The 16,313-nt window shown below is 67.6% G+C and carries 15 protein-coding genes; 13 read left to right on the top strand and 2 right to left on the bottom strand.

Features of this window, described 5'->3' with window-relative positions:
* Positions 1-48 precede the first annotated feature (48 nt).
* The 5 genes from G8O29_RS12805 to G8O29_RS12785 are packed head-to-tail and all read left to right on the top strand — an operon-like array spanning position 49 to position 4,513.
* A complete protein-coding gene (locus G8O29_RS12805) occupies positions 49-1,029 on the top strand; it encodes an ABC transporter permease (protein ID WP_166403628.1) in 981 nt (326 codons plus the stop codon).
* 1 nt (position 1,030) lies between these two features.
* The gene (locus G8O29_RS12800) at positions 1,031-1,783 is read left to right on the top strand and encodes an ATP-binding cassette domain-containing protein (RefSeq protein ID WP_166403627.1); all 753 of its coding nucleotides are present in this window, start codon (positions 1,031-1,033) and stop codon (positions 1,781-1,783) included.
* Between the two features lie 10 nt (positions 1,784-1,793).
* Positions 1,794-2,507 (top strand): SDR family oxidoreductase, encoded by a 714-nt coding sequence (locus G8O29_RS12795; RefSeq protein ID WP_166403626.1) that lies wholly within the window; start codon positions 1,794-1,796, stop codon positions 2,505-2,507.
* A gap of 10 nt (positions 2,508-2,517) precedes the next feature.
* On the top strand, positions 2,518-3,393 hold the full coding sequence (locus tag G8O29_RS12790) for an aldose 1-epimerase (protein ID WP_166403625.1): 876 nt from the start codon (positions 2,518-2,520) through the stop codon (positions 3,391-3,393).
* Complete coding sequence (locus G8O29_RS12785) at positions 3,374-4,513, top strand: fumarylacetoacetate hydrolase family protein (protein WP_166403624.1); 1,140 nt, start codon at positions 3,374-3,376, stop codon at positions 4,511-4,513. The genes G8O29_RS12790 and G8O29_RS12785 overlap by 20 nt, the downstream gene beginning before the upstream one ends.
* Positions 4,514-4,674: 161 nt before the next feature.
* Here G8O29_RS12785 and G8O29_RS12780 read toward each other — a convergent pair whose 3' ends face one another.
* Positions 4,675-4,953, bottom strand: a complete 279-nt coding sequence (locus G8O29_RS12780; protein ID WP_242679104.1) for an NADH dehydrogenase ubiquinone Fe-S protein 4 — start codon at positions 4,951-4,953, stop codon at positions 4,675-4,677.
* 319 nt (positions 4,954-5,272) lie between these two features.
* Here G8O29_RS12780 and ftsH point away from each other — a divergent pair, with 319 nt between their 5' ends.
* The 8 genes from ftsH (at position 5,273) to G8O29_RS12740 (ending at position 14,625) form a co-directional block, all read left to right on the top strand.
* Positions 5,273-7,087 carry an ATP-dependent zinc metalloprotease FtsH gene (gene ftsH / locus G8O29_RS12775; protein ID WP_166403622.1) on the top strand — a complete coding sequence of 605 codons (1,815 nt, stop codon included), beginning with the start codon at positions 5,273-5,275 and terminating at the stop codon, positions 7,085-7,087.
* Positions 7,088-7,091: 4 nt separating this feature from the next.
* Positions 7,092-7,586: a phosphate-starvation-inducible PsiE family protein gene (locus G8O29_RS12770; RefSeq protein ID WP_166403621.1), complete on the top strand. Its 495-nt coding sequence runs from the start codon at positions 7,092-7,094 to the stop codon at positions 7,584-7,586.
* A gap of 65 nt (positions 7,587-7,651) precedes the next feature.
* Entirely contained in the window at positions 7,652-10,450 is a 2,799-nt protein-coding gene (locus tag G8O29_RS12765; protein WP_166403620.1) for an ATP-dependent Clp protease ATP-binding subunit, read from the top strand.
* A 317-nt stretch (positions 10,451-10,767) separates the two neighbouring features.
* Positions 10,768-11,190: an Hsp20/alpha crystallin family protein gene (locus G8O29_RS12760; protein ID WP_149076248.1), complete on the top strand. Its 423-nt coding sequence runs from the start codon at positions 10,768-10,770 to the stop codon at positions 11,188-11,190.
* An 18-nt stretch (positions 11,191-11,208) separates the two neighbouring features.
* Positions 11,209-11,610 (top strand): Hsp20/alpha crystallin family protein, encoded by a 402-nt coding sequence (locus tag G8O29_RS12755; RefSeq protein ID WP_166403619.1) that lies wholly within the window; start codon positions 11,209-11,211, stop codon positions 11,608-11,610.
* A gap of 20 nt (positions 11,611-11,630) precedes the next feature.
* The gene (locus G8O29_RS12750; RefSeq protein WP_166403618.1) at positions 11,631-12,128 is read left to right on the top strand and encodes an Hsp20/alpha crystallin family protein; all 498 of its coding nucleotides are present in this window, start codon (positions 11,631-11,633) and stop codon (positions 12,126-12,128) included.
* A gap of 50 nt (positions 12,129-12,178) precedes the next feature.
* Positions 12,179-13,582, top strand: coding sequence for a Do family serine endopeptidase (locus tag G8O29_RS12745; RefSeq protein WP_166403617.1), 1,404 nt, complete (start codon positions 12,179-12,181; stop codon positions 13,580-13,582).
* 101 nt (positions 13,583-13,683) lie between these two features.
* A complete protein-coding gene (locus G8O29_RS12740; RefSeq protein ID WP_166403616.1) occupies positions 13,684-14,625 on the top strand; it encodes a zinc metalloprotease HtpX in 942 nt (313 codons plus the stop codon).
* A gap of 371 nt (positions 14,626-14,996) precedes the next feature.
* On the opposite strand, the gene arsJ is transcribed toward G8O29_RS12740, so the two are convergent.
* On the bottom strand, positions 14,997-16,244 hold the full coding sequence (gene arsJ / locus G8O29_RS12735) for an organoarsenical effux MFS transporter ArsJ (protein WP_166403615.1): 1,248 nt from the start codon (positions 16,242-16,244) through the stop codon (positions 14,997-14,999).
* Positions 16,245-16,313: the final 69 nt, after the last annotated feature.

Here is a 16,313-nt window from a genome sequence, read left to right as displayed (position 1 = left end):
TCCGGGCCCGCATGGGCCCGGAAGTCAGTCGATACAAGGACATGCCGGATGCGACTTCTGGTCAAGACATTCCTTCAGAAGCCAGAGCTTGCCGCGGTGCTGCTGCTGGTGCTTCTGATCGTGCTGTTCCAGGTGCTCTCGAACGGCATATTCCTTTCTGCCGCCAATCTGCGTGGCGTTCTGGGTCTGCTGCCGGAAATGGCACTGGTCGCGGTCGGCGTGACCCTGCTGATGATCTGCGGCGAGTTCGACCTGTCGGTCGGCTCGGTCTTTGCCCTGATGCCGATGAGCATGGCCGTGCTCATGGCGCAGGGCTGGCCCTTCCTGCCCTCGGTTCTGGTCGGCCTGATGCTCTGCGCGGCGATCGGCTTTGCGAATGGCTGGCTGACGATCCGCTTTGCCATTCCGTCCTTCATCACGACCCTTGGCATGCTCTTCATGGCGCGGTCGCTGACCGTGGTGATCTCGGGCGGCTTTCCGCCGCGGCTGGACCTGGAGCGGATCCCCGAACATCTCTTCGTTGCCTTCGTCGGCCCGGGCGAGCTGATCCGTGCGTCGTTCCTGTGGTTCCTCGGCCTTGCCCTTGTCGTCAGCCTGCTGCTGTCGCGCACGAACTTCGGCAACTGGGTGCGGGCGACGGGCGGCTTCCTGCCCGCAGCCAATGCGATGGGCATCCCGACCGCGCGGGTCAAGATCGCCTGTTTCATGATCTGCTCGCTGCTCGCGGGCTTTGCCGGGATGATCCAGGTGCTGCGTGTGGGTTCCCCCCTGCCGTCGATGGGCGAGGGCATGGAACTCGCCGCCGTCGCGGCGGCCGTGATCGGCGGCACGGTTCTGACCGGCGGCATCGGCTCGATCCTGGGCGGCATCATCGGCGCCGTCCTGATCCGCGTCATAGACAACGGACTGGTGCTGAGCCGGGTGGATTCCAACTGGTTCAAGTTCGCCATCGGCGCGCTGACCATCCTTGCCGTGGTGGGCAACGCATGGCTGCGCAAGCGCGGCCGCGCGATGAAGGTGGAGGGCTGAGATGACGGACGCATTCCGCAAGGCCAAGGATCCGGTGATCTCGGTCCGCAACCTGCACAAGTGGTATTCGGGCGTCCATGCCCTGCGGGGGGTCAGCCTCGATTTCGAACGCAACGAGGCGGTGGGCCTTGTCGGCGACAACGGCGCGGGCAAGTCCACGCTGATCTCGATCCTCTCCGGCCTGCACGCGCCCGACGAGGGCGAGGTGCTGGTCGACGGACGCCCCGTACGGATGAAGGGCCCCCGCGACGCGATGGATCAGGGGATCGAGACGATCTACCAGTACAACTCGATGGTCCCCAGCATGTCGATCGCGCGCAACCTGTTCATCGGGCGCGAGCCGCTGAAAGCCTCGTTCCTCGGGCTGGGCATCCTGGACGAGGCGCGGATGCGCGCCGAAAGCGTGGCGGCGATTGCGGATGTGGACCTGCACCTGCGCTCGCCCGATGCGATGGTGGGCGAGCTTTCCGGTGGGCAGCGTCAGGGCGTGGCCATCGCCCGCGCGATGCATTTCAAGTCCAAGGTGCTGATCCTGGACGAGCCGACCAATCACCTGTCGGTCAAGGAGACCAACAAGGTCATCGGCTTCGTCAAGTCTCTGGCCGCCCAGAAGGTCACGGGCATCTTCATCAGCCACAACATGCACCATGTCTTTGCCTGCTGCGACCGCGTCGTGGCGATGGCGCAGGGGCGCGTGGTGCTGGACAGGAGGATCGGGGAGACCTCGATCGAGGAAGTTCACGAGGTTCTGTAGGGAGTCCGGCATGGCAGAAACACGCAGACATGCTCTCATCACCGGCGGGCTTGGCACGATAGGGCGCGCCATGGCCTCGGCCTTTGCAACGGCAGGCCACCGCGTGACGGTGCTGGACCGGCCCGGGGGGCAGGCGCCCGAAGGGATGGGCTGGCTGGGCGTCGACCTGAACGATCTGGCAGCAACAGAGGCGGGCGTGGCCGATCTGGTTGCGGGCGACCCCGTCGATGTGCTGATCAACAACGCCGCCCTCATCATCAACAAGCCGCATGACGCCTTCAGTCTGGCGGAATACGAGGATCAGATCCGGGTCAATTCCTCGGCGGCCTTCGTCCTTTGCCGCACGGTGGCGCCCGGCATGGCGGCGAAGGGCTGGGGCCGGATCGTGAACCTGACCTCGATCACGCTGAACGGGCAATGGGACGGCTATGTGCCTTACGTCGCCTCCAAGGGCGCGACGCTGGGCCTGACCAAGGGCTTTGCCCGCGAACTGGGGCCGAAGGGGATCACGGTCAATGCCATCTCGCCGGGTGCTGTCGTGTCCGAGGCCGAGAACCGCGTCTTTGCCGACCGGCTGGAGCAATACAACGCCTGGGTGCTGGAACGGCAGTGCATCAAGTCGCGCATCCGGCCCGAGGACGTGGCCGATCTTGCGCTGTTCCTGTGTTCGGACGCGGCGCGCATGATCTCGGGTCAGAACATCGCCGTCGACGGCGGGTGGTGAGGGCGCCGCGGTGATCGAACTGCGCGCTGGGGCGGCAAGGGCTCTGGTCGGAGCCCGGCACGGGGCGGCTCTGGCGGCGCTGGACGTCGCGGGGCAGCCGGTCCTGCGCCCGTTGCGGGCGGGATGCGAGGCGGACCCCTTCGCCTGGGCCATGAACATCCTCGCCCCGTTCTCGAACCGTGTTTCGGTTCCCGTTCTGGTGGACGGGAAACCTGTTCGTCTGACGCCGAACCTTGCCGGAGAACCCTTCCCGATCCATGGCGATGCCTTCCAGAGGCCCTGGCAGGTGCAAGGACATGCCCCCGACACGGTCTGCCTCGACCTGCCGGACGGGGCCTTCGGACCCCTGCGCCATGCGGCGCGGCTGACCTATCGCCTTTGCCCGGACAGCCTTGATGCCTCGCTGGTGCTGCGCAACAGGGCGGATGGCCCCCTGCCCTTCGGCGGCGGTTTCCATCCGTGGTTTCCACGGTCCGAACTCACGCGGATTGCCTTTCAGGCAAATGGCTGGTGGCCGGAGAACGCCCGGCACCTGCCCCGGACGCAAGCGCCGGAGCCGATACCCGATGCGCTGGATTACCGGGGGCTTCGGCTGCTTCCCGAGGGCTGGATCAATGCAGGCTTCGACGGCTGGACCGGTTCGGCCCTGATCCGGCAGGGGCCGGAGGCCATGTCCTGCACGCTGGAGGCAACGGGCCTTTCGACCCTGCTGCTTTATTCGCCGGGACGTGCCGCCGATTTCTTCTGCCTTGAACCCGTCTCGCATCCGGTGGATGCACATGCCCTTGCCGGCCAGCCCGGCCTGCGGTTTCTTCGGCCGGGTGAAACGATGGCCTTCGGCATGACCCTGACCTGGAGATCCGTGAATGCAGACCCTTCCGCGTGATGCCACGCTTGTCGGCCGTATCTGGACCCCCGAGGTTCAGGGCCCATCGGTCGTGACGCTGCGGGACGGGGTGGTCTGGGACATCACCTCGTGCGAGGCCCCGCTCGTGCGCGATATTTGCGAGATGGATGATCCCGCCGGATATGTCCGTGCGGCGGCGGGCCGCAGGGTCGCGGCACTCGACGCGCTGCTCGCGGCGAAGGTCGGCGACCTGTCGGTGCCGCATCTGCTGGCGCCTTGCGATCTGCACGCGATCAAGGCCTGCGGCGTGACCTTCGCGGGCTCGATGGTGGAGCGCGTGATCGAGGAACGCGCGGGCGGCGATCCTGCCCGCGCGGAAGAGATCCGCCGGCGCGTCGGCGCGGCAATCGGGAATTCGCTGCGCAACATCCGTCCCGGTTCGCCCGAGGCGATGGCCGCCAAGGCCGCGCTTCAGGCCGAGGGCTTGTGGAGCCAGTATCTGGAGGTCGGAATCGGCCCGGATGCCGAGGTCTTCTCGAAGGCGCAGGTCCTGTCGGCCGTGGGGCACGGGGCCGACATCGGCCTGCACCCCGTCTCCAGATGGAACAACCCCGAGCCGGAGGTGGTGCTGGCCGTCTCCTCGAAGGGCCGGATCGTGGGGGCGACGCTTGGCAACGACGTGAACCTGCGCGATGTCGAGGGGCGTTCGGCGCTTCTGCTTGCCAAGGCCAAGGACAACAATGCCTCCTGCGCCATCGGGCCGTTCCTGCGCCTGTTCGATGCGGACTTCGGGCTGGATGACGTGCGCCGCGCCGAACTGACGCTCCGTGTCGAGGGGCCGGACGGCTTTGTTCTGGACGGAACATCCTCGATGTCGCAGATCAGCCGCGATCCGGCCGATCTGGTCTCGCAGACGATCGGCCGTCATCATCAGTATCCCGACGGCCTGATGCTGTTTCTGGGAACGCTCTTTGCCCCGACTCAGGACCGCGACGAACCCGGTGGCGGGTTCACACACAAGATCGGAGACAAGGTCATCATCTCCGCACCGGGCCTTGGCGCCCTGTGCAACAGCGTGAACCTTTCCACCCAGTGCCCGGAATGGACCTTCGGGATACGGGCCCTGATGGCGAACCTGGCAAGGCGGGGACTGCTGTAGGCACCGACCCCGGCCGCCGTCGCGGACTCGGTGGCCGACCGGCGATCCCCAGGCTGGGCCAGCTGGCTCGGCAAGGCGATGGCGGGATAGGTCAAGCGCCGGGCACCCGGCACATCCACCCCCCTGAACAGCCGGTGCCTCGCATCATCGGTCGCGCTACGCTACGACTTTGCGGGCGCCTGCGCAGCACGAGGCTCCGCAAGAACGATGTAGCGCCAGTCCTGACTCTCGGCATGGCGGATCGCGCTTGCGGCATCGGGAAACTGAAGCCGGATGGTCCGACAGGGATCGTCGCCTGTGGTCCAGCCCATCAGCGGGTCAAGCTCCGGCGCGCGGGAGGGCTCGAACTCCAGAACCCAGTGTCGCGGACGCGGTCCCGATTGCGTCGCCGACCGTGCGGGCCGGCGGATGATCGCCAGCGGCACATCGGGACTGCGCATGTCAGTCCCCGGGATGCGTGGTGCGGACAAGGGTCGATTGCGGCCATGATCCATCGCGATTGCTCCTGTCTTTCGAAAGATCAGATTGGCAGATCCGGACATCTCCCTTGCGGGTTGAGTTTCCGCTTTCTTTCGACATAGTAAGCATCTGAGGTTTGGCGCGTTTCCGTTCAAGAGCAGAGAAAGGCCCGGCCTGCCCCGTGGTGGTGCGGACCGGCGGGCATGGTTGGTCGTGGGCTGCGCCACCACAGGGGGCGCTGACCGCGCAGTGGGCTTGACCGGACTTTGGCGCAAGAGGGCAGAAGAAGAGAGGCCAAGCATGAACAGGGAACAGCAGATCAACATCTGGTACTGGATCGCGGCCTTCCTTCTGCTGATGCTGTTCCAGTCCTGGTGGCAGGGGGCCTCTGTCACCGAGCGCATCCCCTATTCGCGCTTCATCGAACTGCTTGAGAAGGACCAGATCGCCGAGGTGCAGGTGCAGACCGAACGGGTGATCGGTCGCTACCGCGAACCCCGCGACGGCGCGGAGTATTTCATCACCAACATCGTCCCCGAGGACCTGACCCGGCGGCTGGAGCAGTCGAGCGCCGAATACGACGGCACGGTGACCAACACCTTCCTGTCGCAGCTTCTGTCCTGGGTGCTGCCGGTGCTGGTCTTCTTCGGCCTCTGGATGCTGGTGTTCCGCAAGATCGCCGAGAAGCAGGGCTTCGGCGGCATGATGACGGTCGGCAAGTCGAAGGCCAAGGTCTATGTCGAGAAGGACACCGGCGTCACCTTCGCCGACGTGGCCGGGATCGACGAGGCCAAGGCCGAGTTGCAGGAGATCGTCAGCTTCCTGAAGGAGCCGCAGAAATACGGCCGGCTTGGCGCGCGCATCCCCAAGGGCATCCTGCTGGTGGGCCCCCCCGGCACCGGCAAGACGCTGGTCGCCCGCGCCGTGGCGGGCGAGGCCGGGGTGCCGTTCTTCTCCATCTCCGGCTCGGAATTCGTGGAAATGTTCGTAGGCGTCGGCGCCGCGCGGGTGCGCGACCTGTTCGAGCAGGCCCGCAAGGCCGCGCCCTGCATCATCTTCATCGACGAGCTGGACGCGCTCGGCAAGAAGCGCGGCGTTGGCGCCTTCGGCGGCGGGCATGACGAGAAGGAGCAGACGCTGAACCAGCTTCTGACCGAGCTTGACGGCTTCGACCCGCGCGAGGGGATCGTGCTTCTGGCCGCGACCAACCGGCCCGAGATCCTCGACCCCGCGCTTCTGCGCGCAGGCCGCTTCGACCGGCAGGTGGTGGTGGACCGCCCCGACAAGGGCGGGCGCGCCGCGATCCTGCGGGTGCATCTGAAGAAGGTGACGCACGAGGGGCTGGACGTGGACCAGATCGCCGCGCTGACGCCGGGGTTCTCGGGGGCGGAACTGGCGAACCTGGTCAACGAGGCCGCGATCCAGGCCACCCGGAGGGGCGCCGAGGCGGTGACCATGGCCGATGTCACGGCGGCCATCGAGCGCATCGTCGCCGGGCTCGAGCGCAAGGGCCGGCTGCTGAACCCGAAGGAACGCGAGGCGGTGGCCTGGCACGAGATGGGCCATGCGCTGGCCGCCGCCAGCCTGCCGGGGGCGGATCCGGTGCACAAGGTCTCGATCATCCCGCGCTCGATCGGCGCGCTCGGCTACACCATGACGCGGCCCACCGAGGACCGCTTCCTCATCACCCGGGCGGATCTGGAAAACCGCATGGTGGTGCTGCTGGCGGGCCGGGCGGCCGAGGATCTGGTGCTGGGCGAGATCTCGACCGGGGCGGCTGACGACCTGGCGCGCGTCACCGACATCGCCCGCCAGATCGTCACCCGCTTCGGGATGCACCCCGATCTGGGCCAGGCCGTGCTGGAGCCCGAGCGGCAGAGCTTCCTCGGCGACGGCGCGCCGGGGCTGAGCCCGCGCGACTACTCCGAGGCGACCGCGCGCGAGGTGGATCTGGCCGTGCGCGCCCTGATCGACGCCGCCTATGCGCGGGCGAAACAGGTGCTGACCGACCGCCGCGCCGATCTGGAGGCCGGCACGCGCCTGCTGCTCGAGCGCGAAACGATCACGCCCGACGACTTTCCCGCGCTCAAGCCCGTGGCCCAGGCGGCGGAGTAGCCCGATGTCGATGCGTTCGGACTGGAAGGATTTCATCGACCGCTGGAAGGTGCTGACCTTCTACCAGCGCTTCGAGCAGCTCGTGACGCTTGTGCTCTCGGCCCTGCTGATCGTGGTGGTTCTTGCGGCGATGTGGAACCTGTTCCTGCGCGTCATGGTGGGGCTGGTGATCGAAGGCGCGCTGGACCCTACCGACCACGCGGTTTTCCAGGCGGTGTTCGGCGCGATCTTCACCGTCATCATCGCGCTGGAGTTCAAGCGCTCGATCGTGGTCTCGGTCGAGACGCATGACACCGTGTTCCATGTGCGCACCGTGGTGCTGGTGGCGCTGCTGGCGATGTTGCGCAAGTTCATCATCCTCGATCTGGACAAGACCGACGCCGCCACCATCGCCGCGTTGGCCTTCGCCACGCTGGCGCTGGGGGGCATCTACTGGATCATCCGGCGGCAGGACAGGGAAGCCATCGTTCAGGGCAGGCGCGTCGCCGATCGGGATTGACCGGGATCAAGGTCGGCGGCCCGATCCGACGATAGACGAACATAAGCCATTGGAAAGGGAACTCCATGCAAGGCAAATGCGACATCTGCGGAAAACCGGCCACGGTGCGCGTACGCGCCTCGGTCAACGGGCGCGTGCAGAACATGGAGCTGTGCGACGAGCACTACCGCGAGGTGCTGCGCCGTCAGGGGCGCACGGCCTCGCCGCTTGAATCGCTGTTCGGGCGACGCGGCGGGTTGTTCGAGGAGTTCTTCGGCGACCAGCCCTTCCGCAGCCTGATGTCCGACGCAGGCTTCGACCTGCCGCAGGGCATCGGCGCCGGTGACGCCGGCGGCGAGGACGAAGTGGTGGATGCCACCTTCGGCGACGAGGCGCCCCGCGCCCGTTCGGCCCGCCGGCAGGGCGGCGGCTTCGCCAGCAAGGTCAGCGAACAGGCCGAAAGGCTGTTGCAGGAGGCCGCGCAGCACGCCGCCGGCATGGGCCGGGCCGAGGTGGACACCGAACACCTGCTGCTTGCTCTGACCGGCTCCGAGGTGGTGAAGACCGTCCTCGACCAGTTCAAGATCTCGGTCGATCAGCTGAAGGGCCAGATCGAGGCCGAGGCCAAGCGGGGCGAGAAGCCCCACGAGGGCGAGATCGGCGTCAGCCCGCGGGTGAAGGATGCGCTCAGCCGCGCCTTCGGCGCCTCGACCGACATGGGCCATTCCTACGTCGGCCCCGAACACCTGCTGATCGGCCTTGCCGAAGAGGGCGAGGGGCTGGCAGCCAACATGCTGAAGAAGCTGGGCCTGACCCCGCAGGCGCTGCGCCAGCAGGTGGCGCGCGTCGTCGGCAAGGGGGCCGAGGACGGCACGGCAGAGGCGCCGACCAACACGCCGGAACTGGACAAGTATTCCCGCGACCTGACGAAGATGGCGCGGGACGGCAAGCTTGACCCGGTGATCGGCCGCGCGGCCGAGATCGAGACCACGATCGAGATCCTCGCCCGCCGCAAGAAGAACAATCCCGTCCTGATCGGCGAACCCGGCGTGGGCAAGACCGCCATCGTCGAGGGGCTGGCGCAGCGCATCGTCGATGGCGAGGTGCCCGAGGCGATCCGCGGCAAGCGGCTGGTCGAGCTGAACATCAACTCGATGGTCGCAGGGTCCAAGTATCGCGGCGAGTTCGAGGAGCGGGTGCAGAAGATCCTCAAGGAGATCACCGAGCATCAGGGCGAGATGATCCTGTTCATCGACGAGCTGCACACCATCGTCGGCGCGGGCCAGGGCGGCGGCGAGGGCGGCCTCGATGTCGCCAACGTGCTCAAGCCCATGCTGGCGCGGGGAGAGCTGAACCTGATCGGGGCCACGACGCTGAACGAATACCAGAAGCACATCGAGAAGGACGCGGCCCTTGAACGCCGCTTCCAGCCGGTGATGGTGCCCGAGCCCACCGTGGCCCAGGCGATGATGATCCTGCGCGGCCTGCGCGACACGTTCGAGGCGCACCACAAGGTCACGATCACCGACGAGGCCATCGTCGCGGCGGCGGAACTGTCGGACCGCTACATCCAGGGCCGCTTCCTGCCCGACAAGGCGATCGACCTGATCGACCAGGCGGCGGCGCGGGTCAAGCTGTCGGCCACCGCCCGGCCCGTCGAGGTGCAGGAACTGGAAGCCGAACTGCACACGCTGCGGCGCGAGCAGGACTATGCGGCGGCGCGCAAGAACTTCGACAAGGCGGCCGAGATCGGCCACCAGATCGCCGACAAGGAGGCCAGGCTCAAGGAACTGACCGAAGCCTGGGAAAAGGCGCGTGCCACCGGCTCGGCCGAGGTGCGGGCGACCCATGTGGCGCAGATCGTCTCGAAGCTGACGGGCATTCCGGTCGATGAGCTGACCGAGGAGGAACGCGCGAAGCTTTTGAAGATGGAGGAGCGGCTGCACCAGCGGGTGATCGGCCAGGAAGAGGCGATCAAGGCGGTGTCGGACGCCGTGCGCCTTGCGCGCGCGGGCCTGCGCGAGGGCTCGAAGCCGGTGGCGACCTTCCTCTTCCTCGGGCCGACGGGCGTGGGCAAGACGGAACTTGCCAAGGCGCTGGCCGAGGTCGTCTATGGCGACGAGGACGCGCTTCTGCGCATCGACATGTCGGAATACATGGAAAAGCACACGGTCGCCCGGCTGATCGGCGCGCCGCCCGGCTATGTCGGCTACGACGAGGGTGGGCAGCTGACCGAGAAGGTGCGCCGCAAGCCCTATTCGGTGATCCTGCTCGACGAGATCGAGAAGGCGCACCCGGATGTGTACAACGTGCTGTTGCAGGTCTTCGACGACGGGCGGCTGACCGACGGCAAGGGCCGGGTGGTGGACTTCACCAATGCCATCCTCATCGCCACCTCGAACCTCGGCGCCGACCGGATCCAGAAGCGGATGCTTCTGCGTGGCACTCCGGCAGAGAAGCCCGAGACGCTGAAGACCGAGCTGATGGACGTGCTGCGCGGCCACTTCCGGCCCGAGTTCCTGAACCGGCTGGACGAGATCATCGTCTTCCACAGCCTGACCAAGGCCGAAATCCGCCAGATCGTGCTGCTGCAACTGGAACGGGTGAAGCGCACGGCCGCGACGCAGGGCGTGACCATCGTCTTCGAGGACAGCCTGATCGACATGCTCGCCGCCGAGGGCTATCGCCCCGAATACGGCGCGCGCGAGCTGAAGCGCCAGATCCGCAGCCTGGTCGAGACGCGGCTTGCCCGCGCCATGCTGGGCGGCGAGGTGGCCCAGGGCGACACCGTGCGCATCGGCTGGAACGCGACCGCCGAACAGGTGCGGATCGAACCCGAAGCCAAGGCAGAGAAGGCCGGGGCCGCCGCACCCGAGGCAGAGTGACCCTGTCAGCGGACCAGCATCGAGGGGCGGCGCCAGTCGGGGCCGCCCCAATAGGCTTGACCGGCAAGCCTATGGAAGAAAGCGATTATTTCTTCCTCTGCCGGGTCTTGAAATGCCGTTCCCCGCTTCCTTTATCAGCAGGGAACGCCCGAACGGGGTTCACGAAAGATGACGGGTCTGGCCGCAATGGCAGGCCACCGAAGGGCGCCGCAAGGGTCCGGTCGGTGACGTCCAGTTGCTTTCCTGCGGTGCGCGTTGCTGCGCAGCCGTCCCGTCCTTCGTGGCCCGGTGCGGGCGCCAACCGAAGGAGGTGACCCATGCTTTACCGCACTGCTCTCTACCCCGCCGATCCCTTCGCGCTGATGCGGCGTCTGTCCGAGGATCTGGACAGCCTCGCCTTCGGCGCCAGCCGATCCTTCCCCGCGCTGAATGTCTGGCAGAATGACGAGGCCGCGGCGATCACCGCCGAACTTCCCGGCGTCGAGCCTTCCGACATCGACATCCAGGTCAAGGACAATGTCCTGACGCTCTCGGGCGAGCGCAAGGCCCCCGACCTGCCGGAAGGCGCCACCTGGCACCGCCGCGAGCGTGCCTTCGGCCGCTTCACCCGCGCCATCCGCCTGCCGTTCCGCGTCGATCCCGAGAAGGTCGAGGCCCGCTTTGCCGACGGCGTGCTGCGCATTGCCGTGGGCCGCCCCGACGAGGACAAGCCGCGCCGCATTGCCATCAAGGCCGCCTGAAAGAAGGAGGAGAGACCCATGAGCACCGAAGTGACCAAGGCCCCCGAACAGACCCCGGCCGAAACCCAGGCCGAACCGGCCCGCGCCCGCCGGATCTGGCGCCCGCTGGCCGATATCGTCGAGACGAAAGAGGGCGTGACGCTGATGCTGGAACTGCCCGGTGTCGCCGCCGAGGATGTGGACGTGGCGCTGGAAAAGCGCGTGCTGACGATCCGCGCGAAATCCTCGGTCGCCTCGCCCGACAAGCTGCGGCTGGTCCACGCCGAATACGAGGCGGGCGATTACGAGCGCGCCTTCACCCTCTCGGATGATTTCGATGCCGAAAAGATCGAGGCCCAGCTGAAGAATGGCGTGCTGACCCTGCACCTGCCGCGTGCCGAAGCGTCGCAGCCCAAGACCATCAAGGTCAAGGCTGCCTAAGACAGGAAAGGAGAACGACCATGAAGATCAAGGATCTGATCCCCTGGGCGCGCAAGGATGACGCCGCCCATCCCGACCGCGAGAACCCCATCGCCACCCTGCAACGCGAGATGAACCAGGTGTTCGAAGGTTTCTGGAACCGTTTCGGCAAGGGCCTTGGCGACCTTGACTGGCCCTGGGGCCATTCCGAGGCCAAATCCGACGTGGTCCAGACCGACAACGCCGTGGAAATCTCGATCGAGCTGCCCGGCATGACGATGGACGACATCGAGGTCAGCGTCACCGACGACATGCTGACGGTGAAGGGCGAGAAGAAGGTCGAGCGCCAGGAGGAGAAGAAGGGCTATTACCTGTCCGAACGCAGCTATGGCGCGATCTGGCGCACCATCCCGCTGCCGCCCGGCGTCGATGGCGAAAAGGCCGAGGCCAGCTTCAAGAACGGCGTGCTGACCGTGCGCCTGCCGCAGACGCCCGAGGCCCAGGCCCGCGTCAAGCATATCGAGGTCAAGGCCGGTTGAGGCCGCATCCGGGGGTGCCGCCCGGCACCCCCCTTCCTTTGGAGGCTTTCATGAAGCATCTGATCCTGTCCACCTGCGCCAGTGTGCTGGCGCTGTCGCTGGTCGCCGGCCCCGTCCTGCTGCCTGCCGGCCCGGCCCTTGCCGAAACCGCGGCCCCTGCGCTTGCCGACGACCGCGGCATTCCGACCCTCGCCCCTGTGGTCGAGCGTGTCTCGGATGCGGTGGTCAACATCTCGGTGGTCTCGGAGCGCCCGGCGCAGATGTCGCCGCTCTACCGCGACCCCTTCTTCGCCCCCTTCCTGCCGCCCATGCCCCCCGAAGGCCCGGTCGAGCGGCAGATGAGCGCAGGCTCCGGCGTGATCGTCGATGCCAAGCGCGGCCATGTGCTGACCAACAACCACGTCATCCAGGACGCGACCGAGATCCGCGTCTCCTTGCGCGACGGGCGCAGCGTCAAGGCGGAACTGGTGGGCACCGATCCCGCGACCGACATTGCCGTGCTGAAGATCCCCGCCGAGGGGCTGACCGCCGTCGAGACCGGCAATTCCGATGCGCTGATGGTGGGCGATTACGTCGTGGCCATCGGCAACCCTTTCGGCCTGGGCCAGACGGTGACTTTGGGCATCGTCTCGGCGCTGGGGCGGTCGGGGATCAACCCTCAGGGCTATGAGGATTTCATCCAGACCGATGCCTCGATCAATCCCGGCAACTCGGGCGGCGCGCTGATCACGCTGGACGGGAAGCTGGTCGGGATCAACAGCGCGATCATCGCGCCGAACGGTGGCGGCAACGTGGGCATCGGCTTTGCCGTGCCGGTGAACATGGCGCTGGCGGTGATGGAACAGCTGGTCGAACACGGCACGGTGGCGCGGGGCCGGCTGGGCGTGGCGATCCAGGATCTGACCCCGGATCTGGCCGAGGCCATGGGGATCGAGGCCGCAGGCGGCGCGGTGGTGGGCTCGGTCGATCCGGGCAGCGCCGCCGACCGGGCGGGCCTGCGGGCGGGCGATGCGATCCTGGCCATCGACGGCCACGCGCTGCGCGGCTCGGCCGATCTGCGCGGTCGTGTCGGCATGCGGCGGCCCGGCGACACGGTGAAGCTGGACATCTGGCGCGACGGGGAACGGCAGGGCATCGACGTGACGCTCGACAGGCTTGACGCGGCGGCCACCTCTGCCGCTCCGGCCGAACTGGCGGGCCTGACGCTGCAACCGCTGGCGCCGGGGATGCCCGGCTATGGCACGGTCGAGGGGCTGTCGGTCGTGGCCGTCGCCCCGCGCAGCCCTGCGGCACAGGCCGGGCTGCAACCCGGCGACGTGATCCTGGCCGTCAACCGCCGCCCGGTCACCCGCCCCGAGGATCTGGCCGCGGCGCTTGAAGCCGCCTCCGGCAATGCCGTGGGACTGCTGGTCTGGCGCGACGGGCGCGAGGTCTTCGTCGTCCTGCCGCGCTGAGCGGCAAGCCGACGGCACCTGTCGCTGCGGTGACGCGCGACGGGTGCCTTGCCTTCGCTGCGGGACGGGGCTTGCTGCCCCTTGCGAATCCGAGTCCCATGATGACCCCCAATCTTGCCCACCGCCTGACCAACCTTGCCCAGACCGTGCTGATCCTTGCCGGAATGGCAGGCATCGCCTGGGCGGTGGTGGGGCTTGTCGCCGGACCCGACCTGACCCTGATCCTCGTCGCCTCGACGCTCGCCGGACTGTTGCTGGCGCCCTCGGTCTCGCGAGGGCTGCTCCTGCGCGGCTACCGGGCGCGGCCGTTGCGCCCGCAGGACTGGCCCGCGGGCCATGCCCTGCTGCGCGATCTGGTGGCCCGCGCCGGTCTGCCGCGCGCGCCGGAACTGTGGTATGTGCCCAGCCGGATCCCCAATGCCTTTGCCATGGGTCGGCCGGAGGACAGCGTGATCTGCGTGACCGACGGGCTGATCCGGCTTCTGTCCCCGCGCGAGATGGCCGGGGTGCTGGCGCATGAGATCGCCCATGTCGCCAACCGCGACCTGTGGCTGATGGGGCTGGCCGATGCGATGTCGCGTGCCGTTTCGCTGGCCAGCTGGCTGGGGCAGATGCTGCTTCTGGTGAACCTGCCGCTGCTGATCGCGGGCGTCGCGACCATTCCCTGGACCCTGCCGCTTGTCCTGGCCTTCTCGCCCACGATCATGGCGCTGCTGCAACTGGCCCTGTCGCGCCAGCGCGAATACGACGCCGACCGGGCGGCCGCCGAACTGACCGGCGATCCGGCCGGCCTTGCCTCGGCGCTGGCCAAACTCGAGCGCCGCACCGGGCGCTTCTGGGAAGAGATGTTCCTTCCCGGACGGCGCATTCCCGAGCCCTCGCTTCTGCGCACCCACCCGCCGACCGAAGAGCGCATCGCCCGCCTGCGCGCCCTGAGGCAGGTGCCGCACCGCGTCGCAGCGGACCCTTTGACCCTGCACCTGCCACCGGCTTCGGCGCCGCCCTCCCCGCCGCGCTTTCACCGCTCGGGACTGTGGTTCTGAGCCGCAAACCGGCAGCGAAGGTCGGATGTCAGGCCAAACCTCGCCGCCACTTCACCCTGCGAAAGCGTTCCCCTATCCAGGGCTGGTCGGATTGTTCCGTGGTTTTCAAGGGTTATGCGGGTGTGTCCGAGCACTGGCCCTGCTGACAGGTGGCCCGGAAGCGGTCTCTCAGGGCCGATATTCTCTGGACCTCATGACCGTGTCGGTTCGGTGAATTCTTCACAAAAGCAACCGCTTCGTGTTTGCCGGGGCAGTGTCTCGGGTTGTGATGCAGGAGGGCGCGGGCCTGCGCAGACGGAGGTGCCGGGACTGCGGCCCGATGGCGAAGGCCGCACACGGAGTGCGCGGAAGGCCAGAAGGAAGGGATGCCGTCAGACGTCCCGAAGCCGTCGGGCGGCAAGCCAGCTGGCAAGCGCCATCAGCCCCGCGGTGGCAAGGCAGAGCGGCAGTCCACCGATCTGGTAGCTGAGGCCGGACAGAAGCGTGCCGATCAGACGACCGGCGGCATTGGCCATGTAGTAGAAGCCCACGTCCCGCGTGATCCGCTCGGCCGATCCGTAGGCGAGGATCAGATAGGAATGGACCGAGGAATTCACCGCAAAGACAAAGCCGAACACCAGAAGCCCGCCGATCAGCGTGGCGGTCAGCCAGGGCGCGGGCGGCGCTGCCGCCCAGGCGGCTGCGGCCAGAAGGAAGGGGATCGGCACCAGAAGCCCGGCCCAGAGAATGGCCTTGCGGGTCGTCTCGGCCTCGGCCTGGGCTCTGCTGCCCAGAAGGCGGGGCGCCATGGCCTGCACCGCGCCATAGGCGATGATCCACAGCGCAAGGAAGCCGCCGATAAGGAAGAAGGCCTCGCGCCGGCCCTCGGCGCTGCCATCGGACAGGACCGACTGGAAATAGACCGGGATGCCCACCACGAACCAGACGTCGCGCGCGCCGAACAGGAACAGGCGCGCAAGGCTCAGCCGGTTCACCCTTGGGTCCTTCGACCGCCAGCCGCCCCAGGCCTCTTCGGATTTCATCCGGCCCGGAAGGCCCGCGGGCAGGAACAGGACGACCGCGATCAGGATCGCCGCCAGAACTCCGGCCATGCCCCAGACCGCCGCCTCGAAGCCCGCAAGTGCCAGAAGCGCCGCGCCCAGGAAGAAGCCCAGGCCCTTCACCGCGTTCTTCGACCCGGTCAGCGCCGCGACCCAGCGGAAGAGCCCGCCGTCCTCCTGGGGTGCCAGCAGCTTCACCGCAGATTTCGAGGACATCTTGGCAAGGTCCTTCGCCACACCCGAGACGCCCTGCACCGCCATCACGAAGGCGACCGAGGCCGCAACGCCCCAGGTCGGATCCAGCTGCGCCAGCGCCGCCAGCGCGCCGATCTGGAGCGCGAGGCCACCGTAAAGCGTCGCGGCGAGGCCGAAGCGGGCGGCAAGCCAGCCCGCAGCCAGGTTGGTGACGATGCCCGCGATTTCATACAGCAGGAACAGCCAGGCCAGTTGCACCGGGGTGAAGCCAAGGCTGTTGAAGTGCAAGAGCACCAGCATCCGCAGCGCGCCGTCCGACAGCATGAAGGCCCAGTAGGCCGCCGTGACGGCGGCATAGGCGCGCAGCGGGTTCGCGGTGGTCATCGGCAGCGCCTTTCGCTGGCGGCGGACCGGGGGCGCCTTGCCCCCGGTCCGCCAGAGGATACCTTGATA

The sequence above is a fragment of the Rhodobacter calidifons genome (assembly GCF_011174775.1).
Classification (GTDB): Bacteria; Pseudomonadota; Alphaproteobacteria; order Rhodobacterales; family Rhodobacteraceae; genus Tabrizicola; species Tabrizicola calidifons.
Note: the sequence above shows the minus strand (reverse complement) of the source record. Positions and strands in the feature narration are given on the sequence as shown.

What these genes read in the sequence shown, in the direction of transcription:
- G8O29_RS12765 (WP_166403620.1), top strand. Translation starts at nt 7,652, where the DNA reads ATGCAAGGCAAATGCGACATCTGCGGAAAACCGGCCACGGTGCGCGTA.
- G8O29_RS12795 (WP_166403626.1), top strand. Translation starts at nt 1,794, where the DNA reads ATGGCAGAAACACGCAGACATGCTCTCATCACCGGCGGGCTTGGCACG.
- G8O29_RS12780 (WP_242679104.1), bottom strand. Translation starts at nt 4,953, where the DNA reads ATGCGCAGTCCCGATGTGCCGCTGGCGATCATCCGCCGGCCCGCACGG.
- G8O29_RS12750 (WP_166403618.1), top strand. Translation starts at nt 11,631, where the DNA reads ATGAAGATCAAGGATCTGATCCCCTGGGCGCGCAAGGATGACGCCGCC.
- arsJ (WP_166403615.1), bottom strand. Translation starts at nt 16,244, where the DNA reads ATGACCACCGCGAACCCGCTGCGCGCCTATGCCGCCGTCACGGCGGCC.
- G8O29_RS12785 (WP_166403624.1), top strand. Translation starts at nt 3,374, where the DNA reads ATGCAGACCCTTCCGCGTGATGCCACGCTTGTCGGCCGTATCTGGACC.
- G8O29_RS12755 (WP_166403619.1), top strand. Translation starts at nt 11,209, where the DNA reads ATGAGCACCGAAGTGACCAAGGCCCCCGAACAGACCCCGGCCGAAACC.
- G8O29_RS12805 (WP_166403628.1), top strand. Translation starts at nt 49, where the DNA reads ATGCGACTTCTGGTCAAGACATTCCTTCAGAAGCCAGAGCTTGCCGCG.
- G8O29_RS12745 (WP_166403617.1), top strand. Translation starts at nt 12,179, where the DNA reads ATGAAGCATCTGATCCTGTCCACCTGCGCCAGTGTGCTGGCGCTGTCG.
- G8O29_RS12770 (WP_166403621.1), top strand. Translation starts at nt 7,092, where the DNA reads ATGTCGATGCGTTCGGACTGGAAGGATTTCATCGACCGCTGGAAGGTG.
- G8O29_RS12760 (WP_149076248.1), top strand. Translation starts at nt 10,768, where the DNA reads ATGCTTTACCGCACTGCTCTCTACCCCGCCGATCCCTTCGCGCTGATG.
- G8O29_RS12800 (WP_166403627.1), top strand. Translation starts at nt 1,031, where the DNA reads ATGACGGACGCATTCCGCAAGGCCAAGGATCCGGTGATCTCGGTCCGC.
- ftsH (WP_166403622.1), top strand. Translation starts at nt 5,273, where the DNA reads ATGAACAGGGAACAGCAGATCAACATCTGGTACTGGATCGCGGCCTTC.
- G8O29_RS12740 (WP_166403616.1), top strand. Translation starts at nt 13,684, where the DNA reads ATGACCCCCAATCTTGCCCACCGCCTGACCAACCTTGCCCAGACCGTG.